Source organism: Streptomyces sp. NPDC048275, assembly GCF_040652275.1.
GTDB lineage: Bacteria > Actinomycetota > Actinomycetes > Streptomycetales > Streptomycetaceae > Streptomyces.
Genome location: NZ_JBEZLR010000140.1, coordinates 1 through 21,694 on the forward strand (window position 1 = coordinate 1; position 21,694 = coordinate 21,694).

Genomic DNA, 21,694 nt, shown 5'->3' on the forward strand with positions numbered 1-21,694 from the left:
AACTTCGCCGCCAGGACGGCCTCGATCCCCTCCGGTCGACCCATACCACTACAACGATCCCCGGAGCTGGAAGCCACGACTTATTTCCCGGCAAGCCCTTAGACCGACCGGCAATGGGAGGGCGGCGTCGTCTCCCACCCTCCCCTTGCCGGTCGGTCTTACTCGGCCGGCTCCGCGATCAGCGCCGTGGCCACCTCCCGGAACCCCAGCCGTCCGTACATGCGGGCCACGTCGTCGTCACCGGCCGACAGGAACACCGTGTCGACGCTCCGCGCCCGCGCGTCGGCCACGAGGGCGGCGGTGACGGCGAAACCCAGGCCGCGGCGGCGCGCGGTGGGCAGGGTGCCGACGCCCGCGATCTCGCTCACCCGGCCGACCGGGAGATGCATCCCGGAGCAGAGCGCGACGCCGTCCTCGACGGCCGCGGCCAGTACGTTACGGCCCGCGCGAATACGGTCGGCGGCGCCGGGCACCTCGGCGGCGCGGGCGGTGATCGCGGCGGCCAGCTCGGCCGGTCCGGCCTCGCCCAGCGCGGTGCCGGGCGCCGCGAAGGCCACGTGCGGGACGGCCAACGCCCCGGCCAGGAAGGGGTCTTCGGGGCCGAGGATGCGGACGGCGGGGTGCGGGTCGGGCAGTGGAGTGCCCTCGGCGCGGATCATCAGGGGGTGCGCGTGCACCCGTAGCCCTGTCGCCTCGACGGCCGCCCGCAGGTCCGGCGTCACCTCCGCCACCCACTCGAAGGCCTCGGGCACCCCCAGCTCCCGCTGCCGTGCCCGCACCCGTTCGACGTCCTCGGCGGTGGCCGCCGGGCCCGTCCGATCCAGGGTGGGGCGCGCGTAGTACGGGTGGCCCGGGGACTCCCGTACGAAGAGGGTGAGCGGGCCGAAGTCCTCGGTTCGTGCGGCGGCGCGAGGTACCGAGTCGTAGTAGTGCTCGAGGCCGCGGAGGGATGCGTTCACAGGGGTCATGACGTCATCCAAGGCGAACGGCCCCTGCCGGAGCATCCGAATTCAGCGCCCGGTGTTCAGGCCACGCCCTTGATCCGCCGCACCAGCAGCGCCCCCGCCAGGCCGATCACCGCCGCCACCAGGTACAGCACCCGGTATCCGCCCAGATACGTCACGATCGGTGCCGCCAGGGCCGGGGCGGCGACCTGAGGGAGGGCGTTGGCGACGTTGATGACGCCGAGGTCCTTGCCGCGGTCCAGGGCCTTGGGCAGGACGTCCGTCATCAGGGCGAAGTCGACCGAGGTGAACACGCCGAAGCCGATGCCGAGGACGGCCGCCGCGACGATCGCGCCCGGCCAGGTCTGCCAGCCGGCCAGGGCGGCCGTGGCCACCGCCATCAGGACGCCCGACCAGATCACGAAGGGCTTGCGGCGGCCGACCCGGTCCGACCACACCCCGCCGACCACGACCGTGGCGAGCAGCGTGACGCCGTTCACCGCGGTGAGGATCAGCACACCGCTCTCGGGGTCGTCGTGGTGCAGCCGGTCCCGCAGGTAGTACAGCAGGTAGAGCAGGACCAGCGCGTTGCTGAGGTTGATCAGGAAGCGGGTCAGCCAGGCCCAGGCCAGGTCCGGATGATCACGGGGGCTGAGCCGGAAGGAAGCGAGGAAGGAGCGCCGGGACCACGCCGGGCGGGCCGACGGAGGAAGGCGCAGATCCTGGTAGCGCAGTACGTACGGCAGTACCCCCACCAGCGTGAACACCGCGCACGCCGCATAGCCGCCGCCCACGCCTCCCGCCAGCGTCGCAAGGCCCGTCCCGCCGATCACGCCCAGAATCTGTGCCGCGCCCAACCAGCCGCCCACGGACCCTCGTTGGAGCCGCGGCACCCGGTCGGGAACGGCCGCAGTGATCGCGGCGAAGGCGGCGTTCAGGGTCAGCTGGACCAGGCACCAGCCGAGCGCCATGGTCCAGACGCCGCCCGCGCCCCCCAGGAGCAGCAGGGACAGCGCGCCGCCCGCCGCCCCCGCCACGATCCACGGCGTACGGCGGCCTCGGCGCGCCGTGGTCCGGTCGGAGAGCGCGCCGAAGAACGGGTTGGCGACCAGGGAGACGACCGCGCCCGCGCCCGTGACCCACGCCAGCATCGTCTCCTTCGACATGCCGGTGCCGGGCGCGAAGTCCTCCGCCTGGGAGGCGAGAAGGATCTGCAGTGGACCGTACCAGCCCACCCAGATCGCCCCGTTTGCGAGCGAGAGCGCCGAGGTCCAGCCCCGGCCGACCCGCTCGACGGGCTCGGCGAGAGCCGCTGGTGGGACGACTGGGTCCGTGGCCGTCATCCCCGCGCCCGAAGGGCGTCCCGCAGCCAGCCGTACGACGCCTTCGGGGTCCGCTCCAGCGTGTCGTAGTCGACGTGGACCAGACCGAAGCGGCGCGCGTACCCCTCCGCCCACTCGAAGTTGTCCAGCAGGGACCACACGAAGTAGCCGCGTACGTCGACGCCCTGCTCCACCGCCCGGTGCAGCGCCCGCACATGGCCGTCGAGGAACGTGATCCGCTCCTGGTCGTCGATCCCGTCGTACGAGCAGCCGTTCTCGGTGATGACCACCGGGGGGAGCCGGTTCCCGTAGCGCCCGTGGAAGCCCACCAGGAGCTCGGTCAGCGCCTCGGGGACCACCGGCCAGCCGAAGTCGGTGACCGGGTATCCCTGCAGTTCCCTTACGGAGAAGGGAAGTTCGGCGGGCAGCGTGAGTCCGCTGAACTCGATCTCCGCGCCCTCGGGGGCGCCCACCTTGGTCGGCTGGTAGTAGTTGACGCCGTACCAGTCCAGTGGCTCCGAGATGATCTTCAGGTCCGACTCGACGTCGCCCGGCATCAGTTCGGCGATGCCGTCCGGGTACCGGCCCAGCAGCAGGGGGTCGGCGAAGAGGCGGTTGAGGAGGAGGTCGTAGAAGTCGGCGGCCTCCACGTCCTCGGTCTTGCGCGACGCCGCCCAGGTCGGCCCGTGCGAGTTGGCGATGCCGATGTCCGTGACCCCGGCCGCGCGCAGCGCCCGCACGGCCAGACCGTGCGCGAGCAGCTGGTGGTGGGCCACCGGCAGCGCGTCGAACAGCAGCCGTTTGCCGGGGGCGTGCGCGCCGAGCGCGTGGCCCAGCAGGGTGTGTTCGGCGGGCTCGTTGATGGTGATCCACTTCTTCACACGGTCGCTTAGACGGGCGGCGACCGTGGCGGCGTACTCGGCGAAGCGCTCCGCCGTGTCCCGGGCCAGCCAGTCCAGCTCCAGCGGCAGATCCCAGTGGAAGAGGGTCGGTACGGGGCGGATGCCCGCCGCGACCAGTTCGTCCACGAGGCGGTCGTAGAAGTCGAGGCCGCCGGGGGAGTTCACCCGGGGCCAGGAGATCGAGAAGCGGTACGCGTCCACGCCGAGGTCGGCGAGGAGTGCGACGTCCTCGCGGTAGCGGTGGTAGTGGTCGCAGGCCACCGCCGCGGTGGAATGGTCCTTCACCCGGCCAGGCTCGGCCGTGAAGGCGTCCCACACCGACGGGTCGCGTTCGTCCACGGCCCCCTCGATCTGGTGGGCCGAGGTGGATACGCCCCAGAGGAAGCCGGGCGGGAACTGCGGTAGGGGGTTCGTCGCCATGCGCGCGATCATCCTTACCGGCAGTAAGCGAAGTCAACGGGTCGGTGTGAACTAGGAGTTACGGCTTTTCGGGGGTGTGAGGGAGGGGACGGTGCGGCGAATTTCGCGACCGCGGGCCGGGTGCGGCTGCTCGCGCCCACGCGGCGGAGCAGCACAGGTCACAGCCCCGCGCCTCTCAAAGGGGCGCACCCCCTCAGGCTCCTTCTTTCAGCACCCGCGAGATCAGCTTTCTCTGTTCCTCCGTCAGTCTCGGGTCCGCCGCGTAGACCGTTTTGCCGTCGACCGTGATCTCGTAGCTGAAGCCGTCCGGGACGCCGATGGGGGGTGTGCCCCGGCCGGCGGCGGTTGCCTGTTCGGCCAGGGCGTGCCACTCGCGGGCATCGGGGCGCCCCGAGGTGTCCACCTCGGCATGGCGCTCGATGCCCGCGAATCCGCCCGTGCGCCTCACCTGAATACGCATGGGTCCTGTCTAGTACGGATCGCAGGGCAGGGCTACGACGTCGCCACCCCGACCTGCTCCCACGCCTTCAGCACTCCCTGCAGCTCCTCGCCCTCCCCGTACCGGGCGCGCGCCTGCGCGACCGTCAGCTTGGCGAAGTCGGAGAAGTTCGCCTGCGACTCCAGCTCGCCGCCGGTGAGGACGTCGTACCAGATCTGTCCGGCGCGCTCCCACGCGTGGCCGCCGAGTGCGTCGGCGACGAGGTAGAAGGCGTGGTTGGGGATGCCGGAGTTGATGTGGACGCCGCCGTTGTCACGGCCGGTGCGGACGTAGTCGTCCATGGTCCCGGGCTGAGGGTCCTTGCCGAGCACGTCGTCGTCGTACGCGCTGCCCGGTTCCTTCATGGAGCGCAGCGCGGTGCCGGTGACCCGCGGGGCGAGGAGGCCGGCGCCGATCAGCCAGTCGGCCTCGGCGGTGGTCTGGCCGAGTGTGTACTGCTTGATGAGCGAGCCGAAGACGTCGGACATGGACTCGTTCAGGGCGCCGGGCTGGCCGAAGTAGGTGAGGTTCGCCGTGTACTGGGTGACGCCGTGGGTCAGCTCGTGGCCGATGACGTCGACGGGGATGGTGAAGTCGAGGAAGATCTCGCCGTCGCCGTCGCCGAACACCATCTGCTCGCCGTTCCAGAAGGCGTTGTTGTAGTTCTCGTCGAAGTGCACCGTGGCGTCGAGCGGCAGGCCCTCGCCGTTGATCGAGTTACGGCCGTACGCCTTCAGATACAGGTCGAAGGTCGCGCCCAGACCGGCGTACGCACGGTTGACGGTGGCGTCCTTGCCGGGCTTGTCGCCCTCGCCGCGGACCTTCTTTCCCGGCAGGTCCTGGCGGTGGCGGGCGTCGTAGATGGTGCGGTGCGGCTTTTCCGCGGGCGCCTGAGCCGGCGGGGCGACGGCCGGGGCGCCGATGACCGTGGTCAGGCGGCGATGGGTGCGCTCGTAGGCGTCGCGCTCCAGGGTCTGGCGGGCGGGACCGGCGAGTGCGGGGTCCTCGCTCTGGGCGAGCTTGTCGAGGACATGCGGCGGGATGATGGTGCAGAAGACGGGCTCGTGGCCCCCGTTGGTGGTCATGCCCGGCACCCTTGCACTGAGTTATCACTCTGTCACTACCTGCAACCATGATTGATGAAATGCGACGGCAGGGAGCCCTGGAATCCCGCCGGGAGTGGTATGGCGCACTTTTTGTTCTCCTTTTCCCTTTTTGTCCTCGCGATCCCGCATACTGATACGGCCCCCCGCACGGAGCACGGCTCGGCTAGGCTGCGGAGCATCATGCGTTTCGGGCTGCTTCTCCTTAGCTGCCGCGGCGAGGGCCTGTAAGTCGAGGCCGACCCCCTCCCCGCGGAGTCTGGCGTTGCGCCGTCGGCCGTCCTTTCGGTCACCCTGAGGAGCCCACGCATCATGGCGAACAGCCAGAACCGCCAGCAGCCCACGTCCATGCCGATCCACAAGTACGGCCAGTACGAGCAGGTCGACATCCCCGACCGCACCTGGCCCGACAACCGGATCACCGTCGCCCCTCGCTGGCTGTCGACGGACCTGCGGGACGGCAACCAGGCACTGATCGACCCGATGTCCCCGGCCCGCAAGCGCGAGATGTTCGACCTGCTCGTGAAGATGGGCTACAAGGAGATCGAGGTCGGCTTCCCCGCCTCAGGACAGACCGACTTCGACTTCGTCCGCTCGATCATCGAGGACGAGAACGCGATCCCGGACGACGTCACGATCTCCGTACTGACCCAGGCCCGCGAGGACCTGATCGAGCGCACGGTGGAGTCCCTGATCGGCGCCAAGCGCGCCACCGTCCACCTGTACAACGCCACGGCCCCCGTCTTCCGCCGGGTCGTCTTCCGCGGCTCCAAGGACCAGATCAAGCAGATCGCCGTCGACGGCACGCGGCTGGTCATGGAGTACGCCGAGAAGCTGCTGGACGAGCGGACGACGTTCGGCTACCAGTACAGCCCCGAGATCTTCACCGACACCGAGCTGGACTTCGCCCTGGAGGTCTGCGAGGCCGTCATGGACGTCTGGCAGCCCGGCCCGGACCGCGAGATCATCCTCAACCTGCCCGCCACGGTGGAGCGTTCGACCCCGTCCACGCACGCGGACCGCTTCGAGTGGATGAGTCGCAACCTGTCCCGCCGCGAGCACGTCTGCCTGTCCGTCCACCCGCACAACGACCGCGGTACGGCCGTCGCGGCGGCCGAGCTGGCGCTGATGGCCGGCGCCGACCGCATCGAGGGCTGCCTGTTCGGCCAGGGCGAGCGCACCGGCAACGTCGACCTGGTCACCCTGGGCATGAACCTCTTCTCGCAGGGCGTCGACCCGCAGATCGACTTCTCGGACATCGACGAGGTCCGCCGCACCGCCGAGTACTGCAACCAGATGGAGGTCCACGCCCGCCACCCGTACGTCGGCGACCTCGTCTACACCTCCTTCTCCGGCTCCCACCAGGACGCCATCAAGAAGGGCTTCGACGCGATGGAGGCCGACGCCGCCGCCAAGGGCGTCACCGTCGACGACATCGAGTGGGCCGTCCCGTATCTGCCGATCGACCCGAAGGACGTCGGCCGCTCCTACGAGGCCGTCATCCGCGTCAACTCGCAGTCCGGCAAGGGCGGTATCGCGTACGTCCTGAAGAACGACCACAAGCTGGACCTGCCGCGCCGGATGCAGATCGAGTTCTCGAAGATCATCCAGGCGAAGACGGACGCCGAGGGCGGCGAGGTCACCCCGAAGGACATCTGGGCGACCTTCCGGGACGAGTACCTGCCGAACCCCGAGAACGCGTGGGGCCGTATCCAGGTCAAGACGGGCCAGACCACGACCGACCGCGACGGCGTCGACGCGCTCACCGTCGAGGCCTCGGTGGACGGCGCCGACACGGTCCTGACCGGTACCGGCAACGGTCCGATCTCCGCGTTCTTCGACGCCCTGCAGTCCGTCGGCATCGACGTACGCCTCCTGGACTACCAGGAGCACACGATGAGCGAGGGCGCCTCCGCGCAGGCCGCCTCGTACATCGAGTGCGCTATCGGCGACAAGGTCCTGTGGGGAATCGGCATCGACGCGAATACGACACGTGCTTCGCTGAAGGCCGTGGTCTCCGCGGTCAACCGCGCGGCCCGCTGACCTCGTCCACCTGGTTCTTTCCGGCTCCGTCCGCCTTTTCGAGGCGGGCGGAGCCGCGTCGTTTACCGGCCAAAGCGTGTGGAGGTCACGGGCGGGTCTCGTCCGGAGTACTGACTATGCCTCAACAATGTGGCTAACATCACGCCAGCGCGGCGATGTTGCCGCGGCATGACGGAGGTGTGCGACGTGCTGCCAGGATGGGGACGAAACGGTCGTGCAGTGCAGATTTCCCGCATCCTAGGCACCCGTACCGCGTGGACCACCATGGGGGACGGCGAGTTCTTCTGCCCGGGCTGCGGGGGCGACCGCAACTACCAGCGGCTCACCGGCCGCCGCCGCTTCACACTCCTCGGTGTCCCGGTCCTGCCGCGCGGCGAGACCGGCCCCGTCGTCGAGTGCGCCGCCTGCCGTCACCACTACGGCGCCGACGTCCTCGACCACCCGACCACCACCCGCTTCTCCGCGATGCTCCGCGACGCCGTCCACACGGTCGCGCTCGCCGTGCTCGCCGCGGGCGGAACCTGCTCCCGTACGTCCCTGGAGATCGCCGCCGGCGCCGTGCGCTCGGCCGGCTTCGACGACTGCACGGAGGACCAGCTCGCCGCCCTCGTCGAGGCCCTCGCCGCGGACACCGGGCGCTTCTTCGGGGAGCCCTGCGGGGCGAGCCTGGCCATAGAGCTGCACGAGGCCCTGGACCCGCTGGCACCGCACCTCGCCCCGACGGGACGGGAGGCGATCCTCCTCCAGGGCGCCCGCATCGCACTGGCCGACGGGCCCTACACACCGGCCGAGCGGGACGCCCTGGCCATCGTGGGCGCGGCGCTGACGATCTGCGCGGACGATGTGACGCGGTTGCTGGCGGCGGCGCGCACACCGTCCTGAAGGTTCCCACTCGAACCGTCGTACTCGAACCCTCGCACTCGATCCTCGTACCCGATACTCCCCGGGGAGTAGTCCCGCCGTCCCGCCACCCCTCGCAGTACCCCCGAACTCGCCCTCCCGCGCGACGAATCCGGCCCCGCGCACCGGAAGTCTGGTGCGTGTCCAGACGTCCGTCCAGGAGGGGAGGACCCCGCCATGGGGCCCGGAAAGACAACCACGCGTACGCGGCGAAAGGCCGTGCCCTGGCTGCTGCTCGGGCTCTGGGTGGCCGTGCTGGCCGTCGTCGGTCCGTTCGCGTCGAAGCTCGCGGACGTACAGCACGACCGGGCGGTGGACTACTTGCCGGCGAGTGCCGACTCCACCCAGGTCGCCAGGATCGAGGACCAGCTGCCCGGGGGAGAGACCACCGAGCTGGTGCTCGTCTACCACCGCGACGGCGGGCTGAGCGCCGCCGACCGCACGACGGTCGCCCGCCAGGTCGCCGAGATCACCGAGCGGAACCCGCTCACCGCGCCCCCGAAGGGCGTGCCGTCCCAGGACGGGACCACACTGATGTACCCGGTGGCCAGCTCCGCGCCGGGGACCGACGAGGAGAAGCGGGACGCGTTCGTCAACGACGTACGCGATCTCGCACAGGGGGAGGACGGGCTGAGCGTCGACGTCGGCGGGCCGGGAGCACTGGCCACCGACGCCTCCGAGGTCTACAACTCCCTCGGCGGGCCACTGCTCTACACCACCGTCGCCGTGGTCGCCCTCCTGCTGATCCTCATCTACCGCAGCCCGCTGCTGTGGCTCGTGCCGCTCGCCGTCGCGGGCATCGCGGACTATCTGTCGATGGGCGTCGCGTACGGGCTCCACCAGGCGTTCGGCACCACCATCTCCGGACAGAGCTCGGGTGTGATGACGATCCTGGTCTTCGGCGCCGGGACCGACTACGCGCTGCTGCTCATCTCCCGCTACCGGGAGGAACTGCGGCGCGTCGAGCGGCCGTACGACGCCATGTGGGTCGCCCTGCGCGGCTGCGGGCCCGCCGTACTCGCCTCCTCCGGAACCGTCGCCGCCGGACTGCTGTGCCTGCTCGCCGCCGACCTCAACAGCAGCCGGGGCATGGGCCCGTTGGGCGCGCTCGGAGTGCTGTGCGCGCTCGTCGCCATGCTGACCCTGCTGCCCGCCGTACTGGTCCTGCTCGGACGGCGGGTGTTCTGGCCGCTCGTGCCCGCCTTCGGGAGCGAACCCAAGCAGCGGCGCAGCCTCTTCACGGCGATGGGGAGTTCGGCCGGACGCAGGCCGCTCGTCGTCCTCGCGGGCGGGGCCGTACTGCTCGGCACGCTGGCCCTCGGCACACTGAACCTGCCCGGCTCGCTCAAACAGCAGGACTCCTTCGTCGACAAGCCCGAGGCCGTCGCCGCGATGGAGACGCTCGCCGCCGCCTACCCCGAGCAGGGCACCCAGCCGATCACCGTCATCACCCCCACCGGCCGGGCCGACGCCACCCTGGCCGCGGTCCGCGACCACCAGGGCGTCGTCGCCGCCGAACGGGGGCGCACCTCAGACGGCTGGACGGAGGTCTTCGTCACGGCGAAGGGCGCGCCCCAGTCGGCGGCCGAGACCGCCACCATCACATCCCTGCGGGACGACCTCGCGGGCTCATACGTCGGCGGCCCGAGCGCCGAGCAGATCGACCTGAAGGACACGAACGCCCGGGACCAGCTCATCGTCGTACCCATCGTCGTCGTGTCCGTGCTGCTGATTCTGATCGTGCTGCTGCGCAGTCTGATCGCCCCGTTGCTGCTCGTCGCCGCCGTGATCGCGGTGTGGGGCGCGACGCTCGGGATCGGCGGACTGGTCTTCGGGCCGCTGTTCGGGTTCGAGGGGACCGATCCGGGGCTCGGGCTGCTGTCGTTCGTCTTCCTCGTCGCCCTCGGCGTGGACTACGGGATCTTCCTCATGCACCGGATGCGGGAGGAGTCCCTGTCCGGTGCCGAGCCCGCCGTCGCGGCGCTGACCGCGCTGCGGACCACGGGCGGTGTGATCGCCTCCGCGGGACTCGTCCTCGCCGCGACCTTCGCGGTGCTGACGAACATGGGGCTCGTACAACTGGTCCAGCTGGGGTTCGTGATCGCGGTGGGGGTGCTGCTCGACACGTTCCTCGTCCGGACGTACCTGGTGACCAGCGCGAGTGTCGCGTTGGGGCGGAAAGTCTGGTGGCCGGGGCGGTTGTCGCGGGAGCCCGAACCGGTGCCGCGGGCCCGTCAGCCCGAACCCGTATGAGCCATGAGGCATGAGCCACTGGGCGCCTCTCCCTGTCGGAGGGGCGCCCGCTGACGGAGGATGAGCCCGTGCAGGCAACCACCACGGCGGCGCGGCCCCGCCGCAGCGAGCGGATCATGGCGGCGATCAACCGCGATCCCCGAACCGCCCCGCACGCCACCCGCAACGACGCGCTGCTGGCGGTGACCGTCGCCGCCATCGGCACGGCCATCGCCCTGTTCACCGACCAGGGCCGCCGTCCCGACGCACTGGGCTGGGCGCTGCTGCTCTCCTGCCATGTGCCGCTGGTGTGGCGACGGCGCCACCCGCCGCTCGTGCTGGCCCTGTTGGTGGCGATGGTCGTGCCCTACCACGGCCTCGACAACAACCCCGGCGCGCCGACCCCCGCCTCGTACGTCGCGCTCTACACGCTCGCCGTCACCGGCCGCCCGTTACGCACCCTGTTGGCGGGCATCACTGTCCTCGGCATCTCCGTGAGCGTGATGCTCAGCGTCAACACCCACCAGGCCGTCGAACTGCTGCAGATCTCCGGCTGGGTCATCGCCGTGCTCTTCTTCGGCGTCGACGTCCGCTTCTACCGCCAGTACGTCGCCTCGATCGTCGAACGCGTCGAACGCGCCGAACGCACCCGCGAGGAGGAGGCACGCCGCCGGGTCGCCGAGGAACGCCTGCGCATAGCGCGCGACCTGCACGATCTGCTCGCCCACAGCATCACGCTCATCGGCGTCCAGTCGTCCGTCGCCGCGCACGTCCTGGCCGCCGACCCCGACCGCCTCGATCGCGAGGCGGTCGCCCGGGCCCTCGACGACATCTCCGGGACCTGCCGCACCGCGCGCGGTGAACTGCGCACCACGCTGAAGGTGCTGCGCGCTTCGGAGTACGGCTCGGACGGGCGCGGGCCGCTGCCCGGGCTCGACGGGGTGCCGGACCTGGTGGCCGCGGCACGGACCGCGGGCACCAAGGTGGCGACCCAGGTCGAGGTGGACGCGGGCGGCATACCGTCGGCCGTGGGCGCCGCCGCCTACCGGATCGTCCAGGAGGCGCTCACCAACGCGGTACGGCACGCGGGCCCCGACGTGACGGTGAGCGTGGACCTGCGCGTGGAGGGCTGGGCGCTGCGGGTGACGGTCACGGACGACGGAGTCGGTGACGCGGGCGGCACACCGGGGTTCGGGCTCGTGGGGATGCGGGAGCGGGCTCGCAGTGTGGGCGGGACGCTGGAGGCAGGGGTGCGGGAGAGTGGGGGCTTCGGCGTGTCGGCGCTGCTGCCACTGGGAGGCGAGGTCCGATGACCGTCCGCGTACTTCTCGCCGACGACCAGACCCTCGTGCGGGCCGCGTTCGCGATGCTCGTCGAATCGGCGCGGGACATGGAGGTCGTCGGGCAGGCCGCCACCGGGCGGGAGGCCGTGGAGCTGGCGCGCGGCGTGCGGCCCGACCTGATCGTCATGGACATCCGCATGCCCGACCTGGACGGTATCGAGGCGACCCGGCTCATCGCGACCGACGAGAACCTGGCCGGGGTCAGGGTCCTGGTCCTCACCACGTACGACACCGACGAGTACATCGTGGAGGCGCTGCGCGCGGGCGCCTCCGGCTTCCTGGTGAAGGACACGAGGCCCGCCGAACTCCTCGACGCCATCCGAACGGTGGCCGCGGGGGAGGCCCTGCTCTCACCGGGTCCGACCGCCCGGCTGATCGCCCGTTTCCTGCGCAGCCCGTCGGGGCCGCCCGCCGCGGGCGGCCCCGACGGGCTGTCCGACCGTGAGCGCGAGGTGCTGACGCTGGTCGCGCGCGGACTCAACAACACCGAGATAGCCGGCGCACTGGGCCTGAGCCCGCTCACGGCGAAGACCCACGTCAGCCGCATCATCGGCAAGCTCGGTGCCCGCGACCGGGCCCAGTTGGTGATCGTGGCGTACGAGTCAGGGCTGGTCACTCCCGGTAAGGTGTGACCTACGTACCGTCAGTTCTCCTTGTCGTCAGTCCTTTTGTCGCACCGGTGAGAGTGAGAAACGCCCTGAGCCGCACCCTTGTCGCCGCAGCCACCGCCGGGCTCCTCGCCACGCTCGCGGTAGCCGGCAAGGCATCACCCGCCTTGCGTGACTGCGCCTCCTCCGTGCCGTACATCGCGGGCCAGGACGGCTATGACACGTTCCGTATCCCGGCCGCGGTCGCCACCGGCACCGGCGCGCTGCTCGCCTTCGCCGAGGGCAGGCACGACGGCGCCGCCGACACGGGAGACATCGACGTCGTCCTCAGACGCTCCTTCGACGGCGGCTGCACCTGGGATCCGCTGCGGGTCGTCGTGGCCGGGGACGGGCACACCCGGGGCAACCCGGCGCCGGTGGTGGACCCCCGGACCGGCCGCGTGGTCCTGCTCACGTCGTACAACAGCGGTGCCGTGACCGAGGCGCAGATCATGCGGGGCGAGGTCACGCCGGAGCAGGGCCGCCGCGTCTTCGTCCAGATGAGCTTCGACGACGGCGGGCACTTCTCCCTTCCCCGTGACATCACGGACGAGGTCAAGCCGCCGGACTGGCGCTGGTACGCGACCGGGCCGGGCCACGCGGTCGTCCTCGGCGGCGGCCCGCACGCCGGTCGCCTGGTGGTCCCCGCCAACCACTCCTCCGCCCCGCCCGAGGGCTCCACCGACACCGGGCGGGAGGCCAAGTACTACGGCGCCCACGCGCTCTACAGCGACGACGGCGGCTGGACCTGGAGCCTGGGCTTCGTGGACGACTCCTACGACGGTCTCGACAACGCCAACGAGAACAGCGCGGCCGAACTCCCGGACGGGCGGCTGTACTTCAACGCACGTGACGAGAAGGGCGCGAGCGGTGGCAACCGGCTGGACGCGTACTCCAACGACGGCGGCCGGACGCTGGACCGCCCCTACGCGGTCCAGCCGGCCCTGGACGACGTCCCGGTGGTGCAGGGCAGCGTCCTCCAGCTCCCCGGCCCGGACGCACCCCTCCTCTTCTCCGGCCCCTCCGTCCCCACCGTTCGCCAGTCGATGGCGATCTGGCGCAGTACGGACCACGGCGCGACCTTCGTGAAGGCGATGACGCTTTCCGCGCGGCGGGCCGCGTACTCCGATCTGGTGCCGCTCGACACCGGCCGGGTCGGGATTCTCTATGAGACGGGTGTGGCGGGGGCGTACGAAACAATCGAGTTCAGGCGACTCCGCATCGACGAACTCAATTGAGTCATATTCTCGGGGAACTGACTTTCGGCATGATTCAATGCTTCAAAATCCAAGGGTTTGGGTACGAGAGAGGGTGATGTCCGGACCTCGGTGTACTCATTCGATCATTTTCAGTGGTCGGAGTGCTCCCGCTCCGGGAGATCCGTATGCTCGAAAAGCCAGGTGAGGAGCTGTATCCAACCAGTCGAAAACCACTCAACTCGGCCACGGGGCCTGCTAATCTGAGTGTCGCGATCTCACACCCGGAGGTAGATCATGACATGGGCTGAAGCTGTGGGGACTCTCTCCTTCTCGCTGATGATCGAAGAATTCAATGAGCCGGATGAGCCGGGGATACCTGACCGGGACGCGGATCTCCCGCAGCTTCTCGATTTCTTGGGCCGCATGGACGAGTTGAAACACGTGCAGCGCCAGAACCCTGTGTCCAACGGTTCACGCAGGGAGAATACGGCCGAGCATTCATGGCATGTCGCCTTCGCGTGCTTACTTTTCTCGCGCTATGCCGCGGAGTCGATCGACACCGTGCAGTGCGTGGGACTCGCGGTGGTGCACGACATTGTCGAGGTGGTCGAGGGGGACACCTTTGTCTACGGGCCGCAGGCGTCGAGCCGTAGAAGCCGGGAGGAGCGCGCCATCGGGGTGCTGCTGTCGAGCCTGCCGCGCCCCGAGCGGGAGTCGCTGGAGCGGGACTGGCGGGAGTACGAATTCACCCAGACCGCGGAAGGGCGGTACGTCATGGCTCTTGACGTGCTGCTGCCGATCTTCATGAACCTCACTGCCGGGGAGCAGTCCTCGTGGCGGCGGCATGGCGTCGACGCCGCCGCCGTACGGCGCCGTGTGGACGGTGTGCGCGAAACGATCCCGGCGCTGGCCCGCATGGCATACGAGGCGATCGACAAGGCGATTGAGCGCGGTCTGCTCAAGGCGGCATGACAACAAAGCGGCACACGGCACAACAACACGGCGGCACAACAACACGGCGACACAACAACACAGCGGCACAACGGAACAGCGACATGACGCGGGGGAGTGGCCATGCTGAACGCGATCCTGCCCACCGTCACCGCGGTTCTCGGACTGGCGGCGGGATTGTTCGCCCCCATCCCTCTCTTCGGAGGGAATCCCCGCCTTTGGGCGGGGAGGGAATCCGATCTCAGGACTGCTCTGACCCGCAGCCTACGACGGACGTTTCTACTGCTCGATGTACTGCTTGACGATGCTCAGCGGAGCCCCGCCGCAGGACCCGGCGAAGTAGGAGCCGGACCAGAACCGGCCGTGCATGATGAAGCGATTGACGCGGCCGGTGAACTCCTGCCGCAGGTAGCGCGACGACACCCCCTTGAGTGAGTTGACCAGGGAGGACAGAGCGACTTTCGGCGGATAGTGCACAAGAAGGTGTACGTGGTCTTCTTCGCCGTTGAACTCGATCAGGTCGGCGCCGGAGTCCGTGCAGACGTTCCGCGTGATCTCCTCGCATCTCCTCGCATCTCGTCAGCATCTCGTCGTTGAAGACCCCCCGGCGGTACTTGGTCACGAAAACCAAGTGGACGTGAAGGTTGTAGACGACGTGACGGCCCCGGCGGATATCGTTATTTGGTTCCCAACGTGGTGATATACGCCAGCGTAGTAGGATCAACGAACTCGACCGGGAGGGGGTGGGCCGAGATGATCCGTGCGTACAAGTTCCTCATGCGGCCCACCGTGGGCCAGACGATCGCGCTCGGCGAGATGCTGCGCGATCACTGCTCGTTGTACAACGGGGCCTTGCAGGAACGCCGGAACGCTTACCGGCATGTCTCAAAGACAAGCATCAAGTACGGGCAGCAGTCCTCCCAGTTGAAAGACATCCGGGCGTTCGACCCGGAACGTCAGGGGCGCTGGTCCTTCTCCAGCCAGCAGGCGACGTTGCGTCGTCTCGACAAGGCGTTCGCCGCGTTCTTCCGGCGTGTGAAGGCCGGAGAGAAGCCGGGCCACCCCCGTTTCCGGGGTGTGAACTGGTTCGACACGGTCGACTTTCCCAAGGACGGGGACGGCTGCCGATGGGACTCCACCCCGCACGACCCCGTCACCCGCGTCCGCCTCCAAGGCGTCGGGCACGTCAAGGTCAACCAGCACCGCCCGGTGGTCGGCAAGGTCAAGACCGTCAGTGTCAAGCGCGAGGGCCGCAAGTGGTACGTCGTCCTCACCGCCGAGCAGCCCCAGCCTGAACCGCTCCCGCCAACGGGCAGCATGGTCGGTATCGACCTCGGCATCGCCTCGTTCCTCACCACCTCCAACGGTGAGCACGTCGCCAATCCCCGCCACGCCCGCAAGGTGGCCGTGAAGCTCGAAGCGGCACAGCAGGCGCTGAGCCGGTACCCGCGCTGCAAGGCAAAGAACCGCACCAAGAACCACCAGCGGGCCGTGGAACGCGTCGCGGCCCTGCACGGCAAGGTGCGCCGTCAACGCCTCGACCACGCACACAAGACCGCGCTCGGTCTCGTGCGTGAGCACGACTTCATCGCGCACGAAGACCTCAAGATCCGCAACATGAGCAAGACCCCCGCACCCAAGCCCGATCCTGAGAAGCCGGGCGCGTTTCTGCCCAACGGGGCCGCCGCCAAGACCGGGCTGAACCGCTCGATAGCTGACGCCGGATGGGGGGTGTTCCTGACGATCCTGCACGCCAAGGCTGAGAGCGCCGGACGGGAAGTGATCGCCGTGAACCCCCGCAACACCTCCCGCGAGTGCCCCGAATGCGGGCACACCGCGAAGGGGAACCGGCCCACACAAGAGAAGTTCCACTGCGTCTCGTGCGGCCACCGGGCACACGCCGACGAGGTCGGAGCGACCAATGTTCTACGGGCCGGGCTGGTCCGTCGCAACGCCAACCAGGCATAGCGAGAAGCCACCCCGTTTACGGGGTGGAGGAGTCACGAAGGGAAGGACGCCGAGTCGGAGTCGAGAGAGCGAGCGGCGAGCGAGCGCCACAGCGACGTCCTCCTCGAGGACGCGGGCGCTCAGCAGCGGCAGCTTCCCGGAAGTCGTAGTCGTAATAGACCAGTCCCGCTGGTACTACAGCAGCCCCGCCGCGGCCAGATACTTCCCCACCCGCTCCATCTCCCCCTCCGACAACGGCACCTGCGGCTCCGCGGTGACCGGACAGGAGATCACGCCCCGCAGGTACAGCGCGGCCTTGAACGCGCCGAGCGCCGATGAGCTGCCACCCATGCGGGCCCCGCCGACCTTGACCATCCCGAACAGTGCGCACAGCCGCTCCTGTGCGGCCCGCCCCCGTTCCCAGTCGCCCTCCCGGCAGAGCCGGTCGAGGTGGACGTAACCCTGCGGGTCGACGTTCGCGAGACCGGGCACGGCACCGTCCGCGCCCAGGGCGAGCGCCGAGTCGACGACGAGTTCGGAGCCGGTGAGGACGCTGAAGCCGGTGATGCCGGTGTGTGTCCGCGCGCCCGTCACGACCGCGCGGAAGCCGGCCAGATCACCGCTGGAGTCCTTGAGGCCGGCCAGCACACCGTCGGCGGCGAGCTCCAGGAGCAGGTGCGCGTCGAGCTTGGTGTGGACGGACGCCGGCAGGTCGTAGGCGAAGACGGGCACGGAGGAACGGGCGGCGATCAGGCGGAAGTGGCGGGCGATCTCCGCCGGATGGGTACTGGTGTAGAAGGGCGCGGTCACCACGACCGCGTCCGCGTCCGCCGCCGTCACCTGCGCGACATGGTCCAGTACGCGCGGCGTCGTCATGTCGATCGCCCCGGCCAGGACGGGGAGCTGACCGCCCACGTGGTCCACCACCGTGGACACGACCAGCCGCCGGTGGGCGTCTGTCAGATACGCCGCCTCCGAGGACGAGCCCAGCACGAACAGGCCGTCGACACCGCCCGCCACCAAGTGGTCCACCAGCCTGATCAGCGACGGGACATCCACCTCGCGGTCCGGTGTCAGGGGCGTACAGACGGGCGGAACGACACCGGTCAGCGGGGCGGGGATCGTCATGAAGGCTCCCGGATGTGCTGCGGGGACAGGACCTCGGCCACGGCGGCGGCCGGAGCGGCGGCGGACTCGGCCTCCGCCACCAGCGTGCGCGTCGACCGGCCCTCCTCCACAGGATGGTGGCACCGATAGCGGTGACCGGGCCGCAACGCGGCCGTGAACTCGGGCATCGCTCCCCCGCACACCTCGTCCGCCTTCCAGCACCGGGTACGAAACGGGCAGCCGCTCGGCGGCCGGGTCGCCGACGGGACGGGACCGACCAGCGGGATCGGGTCGACAGGATCGAGGAGGCCGGGGGTCGCGGAGAACAGCGCCCGGGTGTACGGGTGCCGGGAGCGCTCCGTGACCTGGTCGGCCGGTGACTCCTCCACGATCCGCCCGAGGTACATGGTGATCACCCGGTCGCTCATCCGCCGTACCGTCTGGATGTCGTGCGAGACGAACACCAGAGCCAGGCCGAGGCGCTCCTTCAGGTCCAGCAGCAGGTTCAGGATCTGGGCGCGGACCGACACATCCAGCGCGCTCGTCGGCTCGTCGGCCACGACGAGGCCGGGGTCGAGGGCGAGCGCCCGCGCGATCGCCACTCGCTGGCGCTGGCCGCCGGACAACTGGCCGGGCAGGGCGTCCGCCAGAGCGCGGGGCAGGCCCACGAGGGCCATCAGCTCCCGGACCCGGTCGGCTCGTTCGGACGGGGTGCCGCGCCGGTGCACGTCCAGGGGGTCCCGCAGGATCTGTCGTACGGGCAGCCTGCGGTTCAGCGCGGTCGACGGGTCCTGGAAGATCATGCCCGTGCTGCCGCCCACCGCCGTGCGGCGCTCGGCCGGTGTCATGGACCACAGATCGCGGCCGCCGAACGACACCGTGCCGGACGTCGGCCGCTCCACGCCCACCAGCACCTTCGCCAGCGTCGACTTCCCGCACCCCGACTCGCCGACCACGCCGACCGTCTCGCCGGGCGCGACGGTGAGGTCGGCGCCGGTGAGCGCGTACACCTTGTCCCGGGTGAACAGGCCGCCGCTGCGGGCCTTGTGGACGACGTGCGCATCGGACAACGCCACCAGTGCGGTCATGTGACGGCCTCGCTCTCCGTGGTCACCAGGTCGATCGCGGGGTGGTGGCAGGCCACCGTGTGCGTACGTGTCCCCACCAGGTCCGGCGTCGTCGTACGGCACACCTCGCTCGCCCTCGGGCAGCGGTCGGCGAACCGGCAGCCGGCCGGGAAGTCGGCCGGGGAGGGCACGACGCCCCTGATCTGGGTCATCCGCTCGGCCGCCGACTCCAGCGAGAGCACGCTGCCCAGCAGCCCGCGCGTGTAGTGGTGGGCCGGAGCCCCCACCAGGTCGGCCGTCACCCCGGTCTCGACGATCTGCCCGCCGTACATGACGACCACCCGGTCGGTGACCGCCGAGACCAGCGCCAGGTCGTGCGAGACGAGGATCAGCGCGAAGTCCAGCTCCTCGCGCAGCCGGAGCAGCAGCTCCATGACCTGCGCCTGGACGGTCACGTCGAGGGCCGTGGTCGGTTCGTCGGCGATGATCAGTCTGGGGCTCCGGGACAGGGCCATCGCGATCAGGACGCGCTGGCGCTGGCCGCCGGACAGCTCGTGGGGGTAGCTGCGCAGGGTGCGTCCGGGGTCGAGGCCGACCAGTTCCAGCAACTCGGTGGCGGTGCGCGTGCCGCCCCGGCGGACGAGTTGCTCCAGCTGCGCCCTGATCGTCATCGCCGGGTTCAGGGACGACAGCGCGTCCTGGTAGATCATCGCCATCTCGTGGCCCAGCAGACGGCGTCGTACCCGCATCGGCTCGCCGACCAGCTGCCGCTGGTGGAAACGGACATGGCCGCGGACCCGCGCTCCCTTCGGCTCCAGGCCCATCACCGTCAGCGCCGTCAGCGACTTGCCGCAGCCGGACTCGCCGACCAGGCCGAGGACCTCACCCGGCTGCACCTCGAAGCTGATGCCGTCGACGATGTCCACCCCCGCATGGCGGGCGTCGAAGCCGATGGCCAGGTTCTCGACGGCGAGGACGGGCTGCGCGGACGACGGGAGCGGGCGGGCCCGTGTCCGCAGCCGCGCGGCCGCCTCCGTCAGCCCCGGCAGTTCCAGGACCCTTCCGTCGCCGGGCTCGGGGGCCTCCAGTCGGTCCTCCTCGGCAGCGGGCGCGGACACGTCCCGTGCCGCCGGTGCGGCCCACGCGTCCGAGACGCCCTCGGAGAGGATGTTCAGCGACAGTACGGTGATCAGCATCAGCAGCCCCGGGAAGACCGTGGCCCACCAGCCGCCCGTCAGCACCATGTTCTTGCCGTCCGCGATGACGCTGCCCCAGGACGGGTCCGGGGGCCGCACACCCGCGCCGATGAAGGACAGCGACGCCTCGAAGACGATGGCCTCCGCGACCTGCACGGTGCAGAACACCAGCACGGGGGCGGCGCAGTTGACCGCCACGTGCTTGATGACGATGTGCGGGGTGCGGGCGCCGATGACGTGCTCGGCGGTCACATAGTCCTCGCCGTACTGGTCGAGGACGTTCGCCCGTACGACCCTGGCGACCGGCGGGGTGAACAGGAAGGCGATCGCGCAGATCAGCACGGTGATGCCGCCGCCGAAGACGGCGACCAGGACAGCGGCGAGCGCGATGCCCGGGAACGCCATCACCATGTCCAGGCAGCGCATCAGCGTCTCGTCGACCGCCTTGCGGGAGGTGGCCGCGACGGCGCCGAGGAGCGCCCCGACGACAAGGGCGAGCGCGGTGGCTCCGAGCCCGATCGCGAGGGACCAGCGGGCGCCGTACATCAGGCGGCCGAGGATGTCCCGGCCGAGGCTGTCCTGCCCCATCCAGTGCCCGGCCGACGGATGTCCGGTGCCGTCCACCGGCGGCTGCTGGGCGAGCGGGTCGTGCGGGGCGAGCAGCGGCGCGAACAGCGCCACCAGCACGACGACGGCCAGGAAGCAGACCGCGACCTTCGACAGCGGCGGCAGCCGGCGCCATCCCCGCAACCGGACGGCGGGCCGGGAGAGGGCCTCGGTGAGGCGCTTGCGGGTGAACATCAGGTCGCATCCCTCAGTCGTGGGTTGACCAGCAGATACAGGAGGTCGATGACGAGGTTCACGACCACGAAACCGGTGGCCGTGGTCAGGACGAGGCCCTGCACGACCGCCGGGTCGCCGTTCTTCACGGCGTCGATCATCAGCTTCCCCATGCCCGGCAGGGAGAAGATCGTCTCGATGACGACCGCGCCGCCGAGCAGATAGCCCACGCGCAGACCCAGCACGGTGAGCGGGTTCATCAGGGCGTTGCGCAGGACGTTGCGGCCGACGACCACGCGGGGCGGCAGACCGCTGCCGATCGCCGTCCGTACGTAGTCCTTGTCCAGCTCCTCCACCACGGAGGTCCGCACGATCCGGGTGAGCTGCGCGGCGACCGGCAGGGAGAGCGCGAGCGCGGGCAGGGCCATGGTCTTCAGCCAGCCGCTCAGCGAGTCGGCCGGGTTGATGTAGCCGCCGGTCGGGAACCAGCCCTTCTCGACGGCCAGGTACTGGATCATCAGCAGCGCCAGCCAGAAGCCCGGCGCCGCCACTCCCACGAGCGAGACGACCCGGATGATCTGGTCGGGCAGCCGGTCGCGGTGGATCGCGGCGGTGACCCCGCCGAGCAGCGAGAGCACCACCGCGATGCCCAGCCCCAGGAAGGTGAGCTGGAGGGTCAGCGGCAGCGCGGTGCCGACCTGCTCGATCACCGGCGCCCTGGTCAGTGTGCTGGTGCCCAGGTCGCCGTGGAGCAGATCGCCCACGAAGCCGACGTAGCGGACGGGGAAGGGGTCGAGCAGGCCGTTCTGCTCCCGGAAGTCGTGCAGTTGCCGCGGCGTGGGATTGGCTCCCTGGAAGAACGCCGACGCCGGATCGACGTCGGAGAACCGCATCACGAGGAACACGAACAGGACGATCCCGAGCATCAGCGGCACGAGCAGCGCGACGCGGCGCAGCAGGATCCTGGCGATGGCGACCACGTACGAACTCCCCTGTCGCTTGAGACCGACCGGCAATTGGAGGGCGGCGTCGCGGGGTCCGGCACGCACATCTGCCGCGTTGTCGTCGGTCGCGATGGCTCCGCCATCACTCCCTCCTCCGCCTTGCAGCCGC

Annotated in this window: 17 protein-coding genes and 1 pseudogene; 8 read left to right on the top strand and 10 right to left on the bottom strand. The window is 70.0% G+C overall.

Features of this window, described 5'->3' with window-relative positions:
• Window positions 1-158 precede the first annotated feature (158 nt).
• The 5 genes from AB0D57_RS43760 to AB0D57_RS43780 all read right to left on the bottom strand — a co-directional run bounded on the left by AB0D57_RS43760 (window position 159) and on the right by AB0D57_RS43780 (window position 5,151).
• Window positions 159-968, bottom strand: coding sequence for a GNAT family N-acetyltransferase (locus AB0D57_RS43760; RefSeq protein ID WP_362087516.1), 810 nt, complete (start codon window positions 966-968; stop codon window positions 159-161).
• A 56-nt stretch (window positions 969-1,024) separates the two neighbouring features.
• The gene (locus AB0D57_RS43765; RefSeq protein ID WP_362087519.1) at window positions 1,025-2,287 is read right to left on the bottom strand and encodes an MFS transporter; all 1,263 of its coding nucleotides are present in this window, start codon (window positions 2,285-2,287) and stop codon (window positions 1,025-1,027) included.
• Window positions 2,284-3,600, bottom strand: a complete 1,317-nt coding sequence (locus AB0D57_RS43770) for a GH1 family beta-glucosidase (protein WP_362087522.1) — start codon at window positions 3,598-3,600, stop codon at window positions 2,284-2,286. The genes AB0D57_RS43765 and AB0D57_RS43770 overlap by 4 nt, the downstream gene beginning before the upstream one ends.
• A gap of 181 nt (window positions 3,601-3,781) precedes the next feature.
• Window positions 3,782-4,048: a protealysin inhibitor emfourin gene (locus AB0D57_RS43775; RefSeq protein ID WP_362087525.1), complete on the bottom strand. Its 267-nt coding sequence runs from the start codon at window positions 4,046-4,048 to the stop codon at window positions 3,782-3,784.
• A gap of 32 nt (window positions 4,049-4,080) precedes the next feature.
• Window positions 4,081-5,151, bottom strand: coding sequence for a M4 family metallopeptidase (locus AB0D57_RS43780; RefSeq protein ID WP_362087528.1), 1,071 nt, complete (start codon window positions 5,149-5,151; stop codon window positions 4,081-4,083).
• Window positions 5,152-5,481: 330 nt separating this feature from the next.
• Here AB0D57_RS43780 and leuA point away from each other — a divergent pair, with 330 nt between their 5' ends.
• The 7 genes from leuA to AB0D57_RS43815 all read left to right on the top strand — a co-directional run bounded on the left by leuA (window position 5,482) and on the right by AB0D57_RS43815 (window position 14,505).
• Entirely contained in the window at window positions 5,482-7,212 is a 1,731-nt protein-coding gene (leuA, locus tag AB0D57_RS43785; protein ID WP_362087531.1) for a 2-isopropylmalate synthase, read from the top strand.
• A gap of 186 nt (window positions 7,213-7,398) precedes the next feature.
• The gene (locus AB0D57_RS43790) at window positions 7,399-8,094 is read left to right on the top strand and encodes a TerB family tellurite resistance protein (protein WP_362087534.1); all 696 of its coding nucleotides are present in this window, start codon (window positions 7,399-7,401) and stop codon (window positions 8,092-8,094) included.
• A gap of 195 nt (window positions 8,095-8,289) precedes the next feature.
• Entirely contained in the window at window positions 8,290-10,365 is a 2,076-nt protein-coding gene (locus AB0D57_RS43795; protein WP_362087538.1) for an MMPL family transporter, read from the top strand.
• A 68-nt stretch (window positions 10,366-10,433) separates the two neighbouring features.
• The gene (locus AB0D57_RS43800) at window positions 10,434-11,657 is read left to right on the top strand and encodes a histidine kinase (RefSeq protein WP_362087541.1); all 1,224 of its coding nucleotides are present in this window, start codon (window positions 10,434-10,436) and stop codon (window positions 11,655-11,657) included.
• Window positions 11,654-12,319: a response regulator transcription factor gene (locus AB0D57_RS43805; protein WP_362087544.1), complete on the top strand. Its 666-nt coding sequence runs from the start codon at window positions 11,654-11,656 to the stop codon at window positions 12,317-12,319. The genes AB0D57_RS43800 and AB0D57_RS43805 overlap by 4 nt, the downstream gene beginning before the upstream one ends.
• Window positions 12,320-12,366: 47 nt before the next feature.
• Window positions 12,367-13,572 (top strand): sialidase family protein, encoded by a 1,206-nt coding sequence (locus AB0D57_RS43810; RefSeq protein ID WP_362087547.1) that lies wholly within the window; start codon window positions 12,367-12,369, stop codon window positions 13,570-13,572.
• A gap of 255 nt (window positions 13,573-13,827) precedes the next feature.
• Window positions 13,828-14,505 carry an HD domain-containing protein gene (locus AB0D57_RS43815; RefSeq protein ID WP_362087550.1) on the top strand — a complete coding sequence of 226 codons (678 nt, stop codon included), beginning with the start codon at window positions 13,828-13,830 and terminating at the stop codon, window positions 14,503-14,505.
• A gap of 258 nt (window positions 14,506-14,763) precedes the next feature.
• Here AB0D57_RS43815 and tnpA read toward each other — a convergent pair.
• Window positions 14,764-15,187, bottom strand: a pseudogene (gene tnpA / locus AB0D57_RS43820) (IS200/IS605 family transposase).
• A 50-nt stretch (window positions 15,188-15,237) separates the two neighbouring features.
• Here tnpA and AB0D57_RS43825 point away from each other — a divergent pair.
• Complete coding sequence (locus AB0D57_RS43825; RefSeq protein WP_362087553.1) at window positions 15,238-16,452, top strand: transposase; 1,215 nt, start codon at window positions 15,238-15,240, stop codon at window positions 16,450-16,452.
• A 174-nt stretch (window positions 16,453-16,626) separates the two neighbouring features.
• Here the strand turns inward: AB0D57_RS43825 and AB0D57_RS43830 are convergent, their stop codons facing one another.
• From AB0D57_RS43830 to AB0D57_RS43845, 4 genes are read right to left on the bottom strand one after another with little or no spacing between them, the layout of a single operon-like run.
• Window positions 16,627-17,559, bottom strand: a complete 933-nt coding sequence (locus AB0D57_RS43830) for a dihydrodipicolinate synthase family protein (protein WP_362087556.1) — start codon at window positions 17,557-17,559, stop codon at window positions 16,627-16,629.
• Window positions 17,556-18,626 (bottom strand): ABC transporter ATP-binding protein, encoded by a 1,071-nt coding sequence (locus tag AB0D57_RS43835; protein ID WP_362087559.1) that lies wholly within the window; start codon window positions 18,624-18,626, stop codon window positions 17,556-17,558. The genes AB0D57_RS43830 and AB0D57_RS43835 overlap by 4 nt, the downstream gene beginning before the upstream one ends.
• The gene (locus tag AB0D57_RS43840) at window positions 18,623-20,602 is read right to left on the bottom strand and encodes a dipeptide/oligopeptide/nickel ABC transporter permease/ATP-binding protein (protein WP_362087562.1); all 1,980 of its coding nucleotides are present in this window, start codon (window positions 20,600-20,602) and stop codon (window positions 18,623-18,625) included. The genes AB0D57_RS43835 and AB0D57_RS43840 overlap by 4 nt, the downstream gene beginning before the upstream one ends.
• Window positions 20,602-21,561: an ABC transporter permease gene (locus AB0D57_RS43845; protein ID WP_362087565.1), complete on the bottom strand. Its 960-nt coding sequence runs from the start codon at window positions 21,559-21,561 to the stop codon at window positions 20,602-20,604. Before AB0D57_RS43845 ends, AB0D57_RS43840 begins: the two co-directional genes overlap by 1 nt.
• Window positions 21,562-21,694: the final 133 nt, after the last annotated feature.

Coding starts and splice junctions, on each gene's coding strand:
- AB0D57_RS43815 (WP_362087550.1), top strand. CDS start 13,828: ATGACATGGGCTGAAGCTGTGGGGACTCTCTCCTTCTCGCTGATGATC.
- AB0D57_RS43770 (WP_362087522.1), bottom strand. CDS start 3,600: ATGATCGCGCGCATGGCGACGAACCCCCTACCGCAGTTCCCGCCCGGC.
- AB0D57_RS43835 (WP_362087559.1), bottom strand. CDS start 18,626: ATGACCGCACTGGTGGCGTTGTCCGATGCGCACGTCGTCCACAAGGCC.
- AB0D57_RS43760 (WP_362087516.1), bottom strand. CDS start 968: ATGACCCCTGTGAACGCATCCCTCCGCGGCCTCGAGCACTACTACGAC.
- leuA (WP_362087531.1), top strand. CDS start 5,482: ATGGCGAACAGCCAGAACCGCCAGCAGCCCACGTCCATGCCGATCCAC.
- AB0D57_RS43780 (WP_362087528.1), bottom strand. CDS start 5,151: ATGACCACCAACGGGGGCCACGAGCCCGTCTTCTGCACCATCATCCCG.
- AB0D57_RS43775 (WP_362087525.1), bottom strand. CDS start 4,048: ATGCGTATTCAGGTGAGGCGCACGGGCGGATTCGCGGGCATCGAGCGC.
- AB0D57_RS43805 (WP_362087544.1), top strand. CDS start 11,654: ATGACCGTCCGCGTACTTCTCGCCGACGACCAGACCCTCGTGCGGGCC.
- AB0D57_RS43765 (WP_362087519.1), bottom strand. CDS start 2,287: ATGACGGCCACGGACCCAGTCGTCCCACCAGCGGCTCTCGCCGAGCCC.
- AB0D57_RS43795 (WP_362087538.1), top strand. CDS start 8,290: ATGGGGCCCGGAAAGACAACCACGCGTACGCGGCGAAAGGCCGTGCCC.
- AB0D57_RS43840 (WP_362087562.1), bottom strand. CDS start 20,602: ATGTTCACCCGCAAGCGCCTCACCGAGGCCCTCTCCCGGCCCGCCGTC.
- AB0D57_RS43825 (WP_362087553.1), top strand. CDS start 15,238: ATGATCCGTGCGTACAAGTTCCTCATGCGGCCCACCGTGGGCCAGACG.
- AB0D57_RS43830 (WP_362087556.1), bottom strand. CDS start 17,559: ATGACGATCCCCGCCCCGCTGACCGGTGTCGTTCCGCCCGTCTGTACG.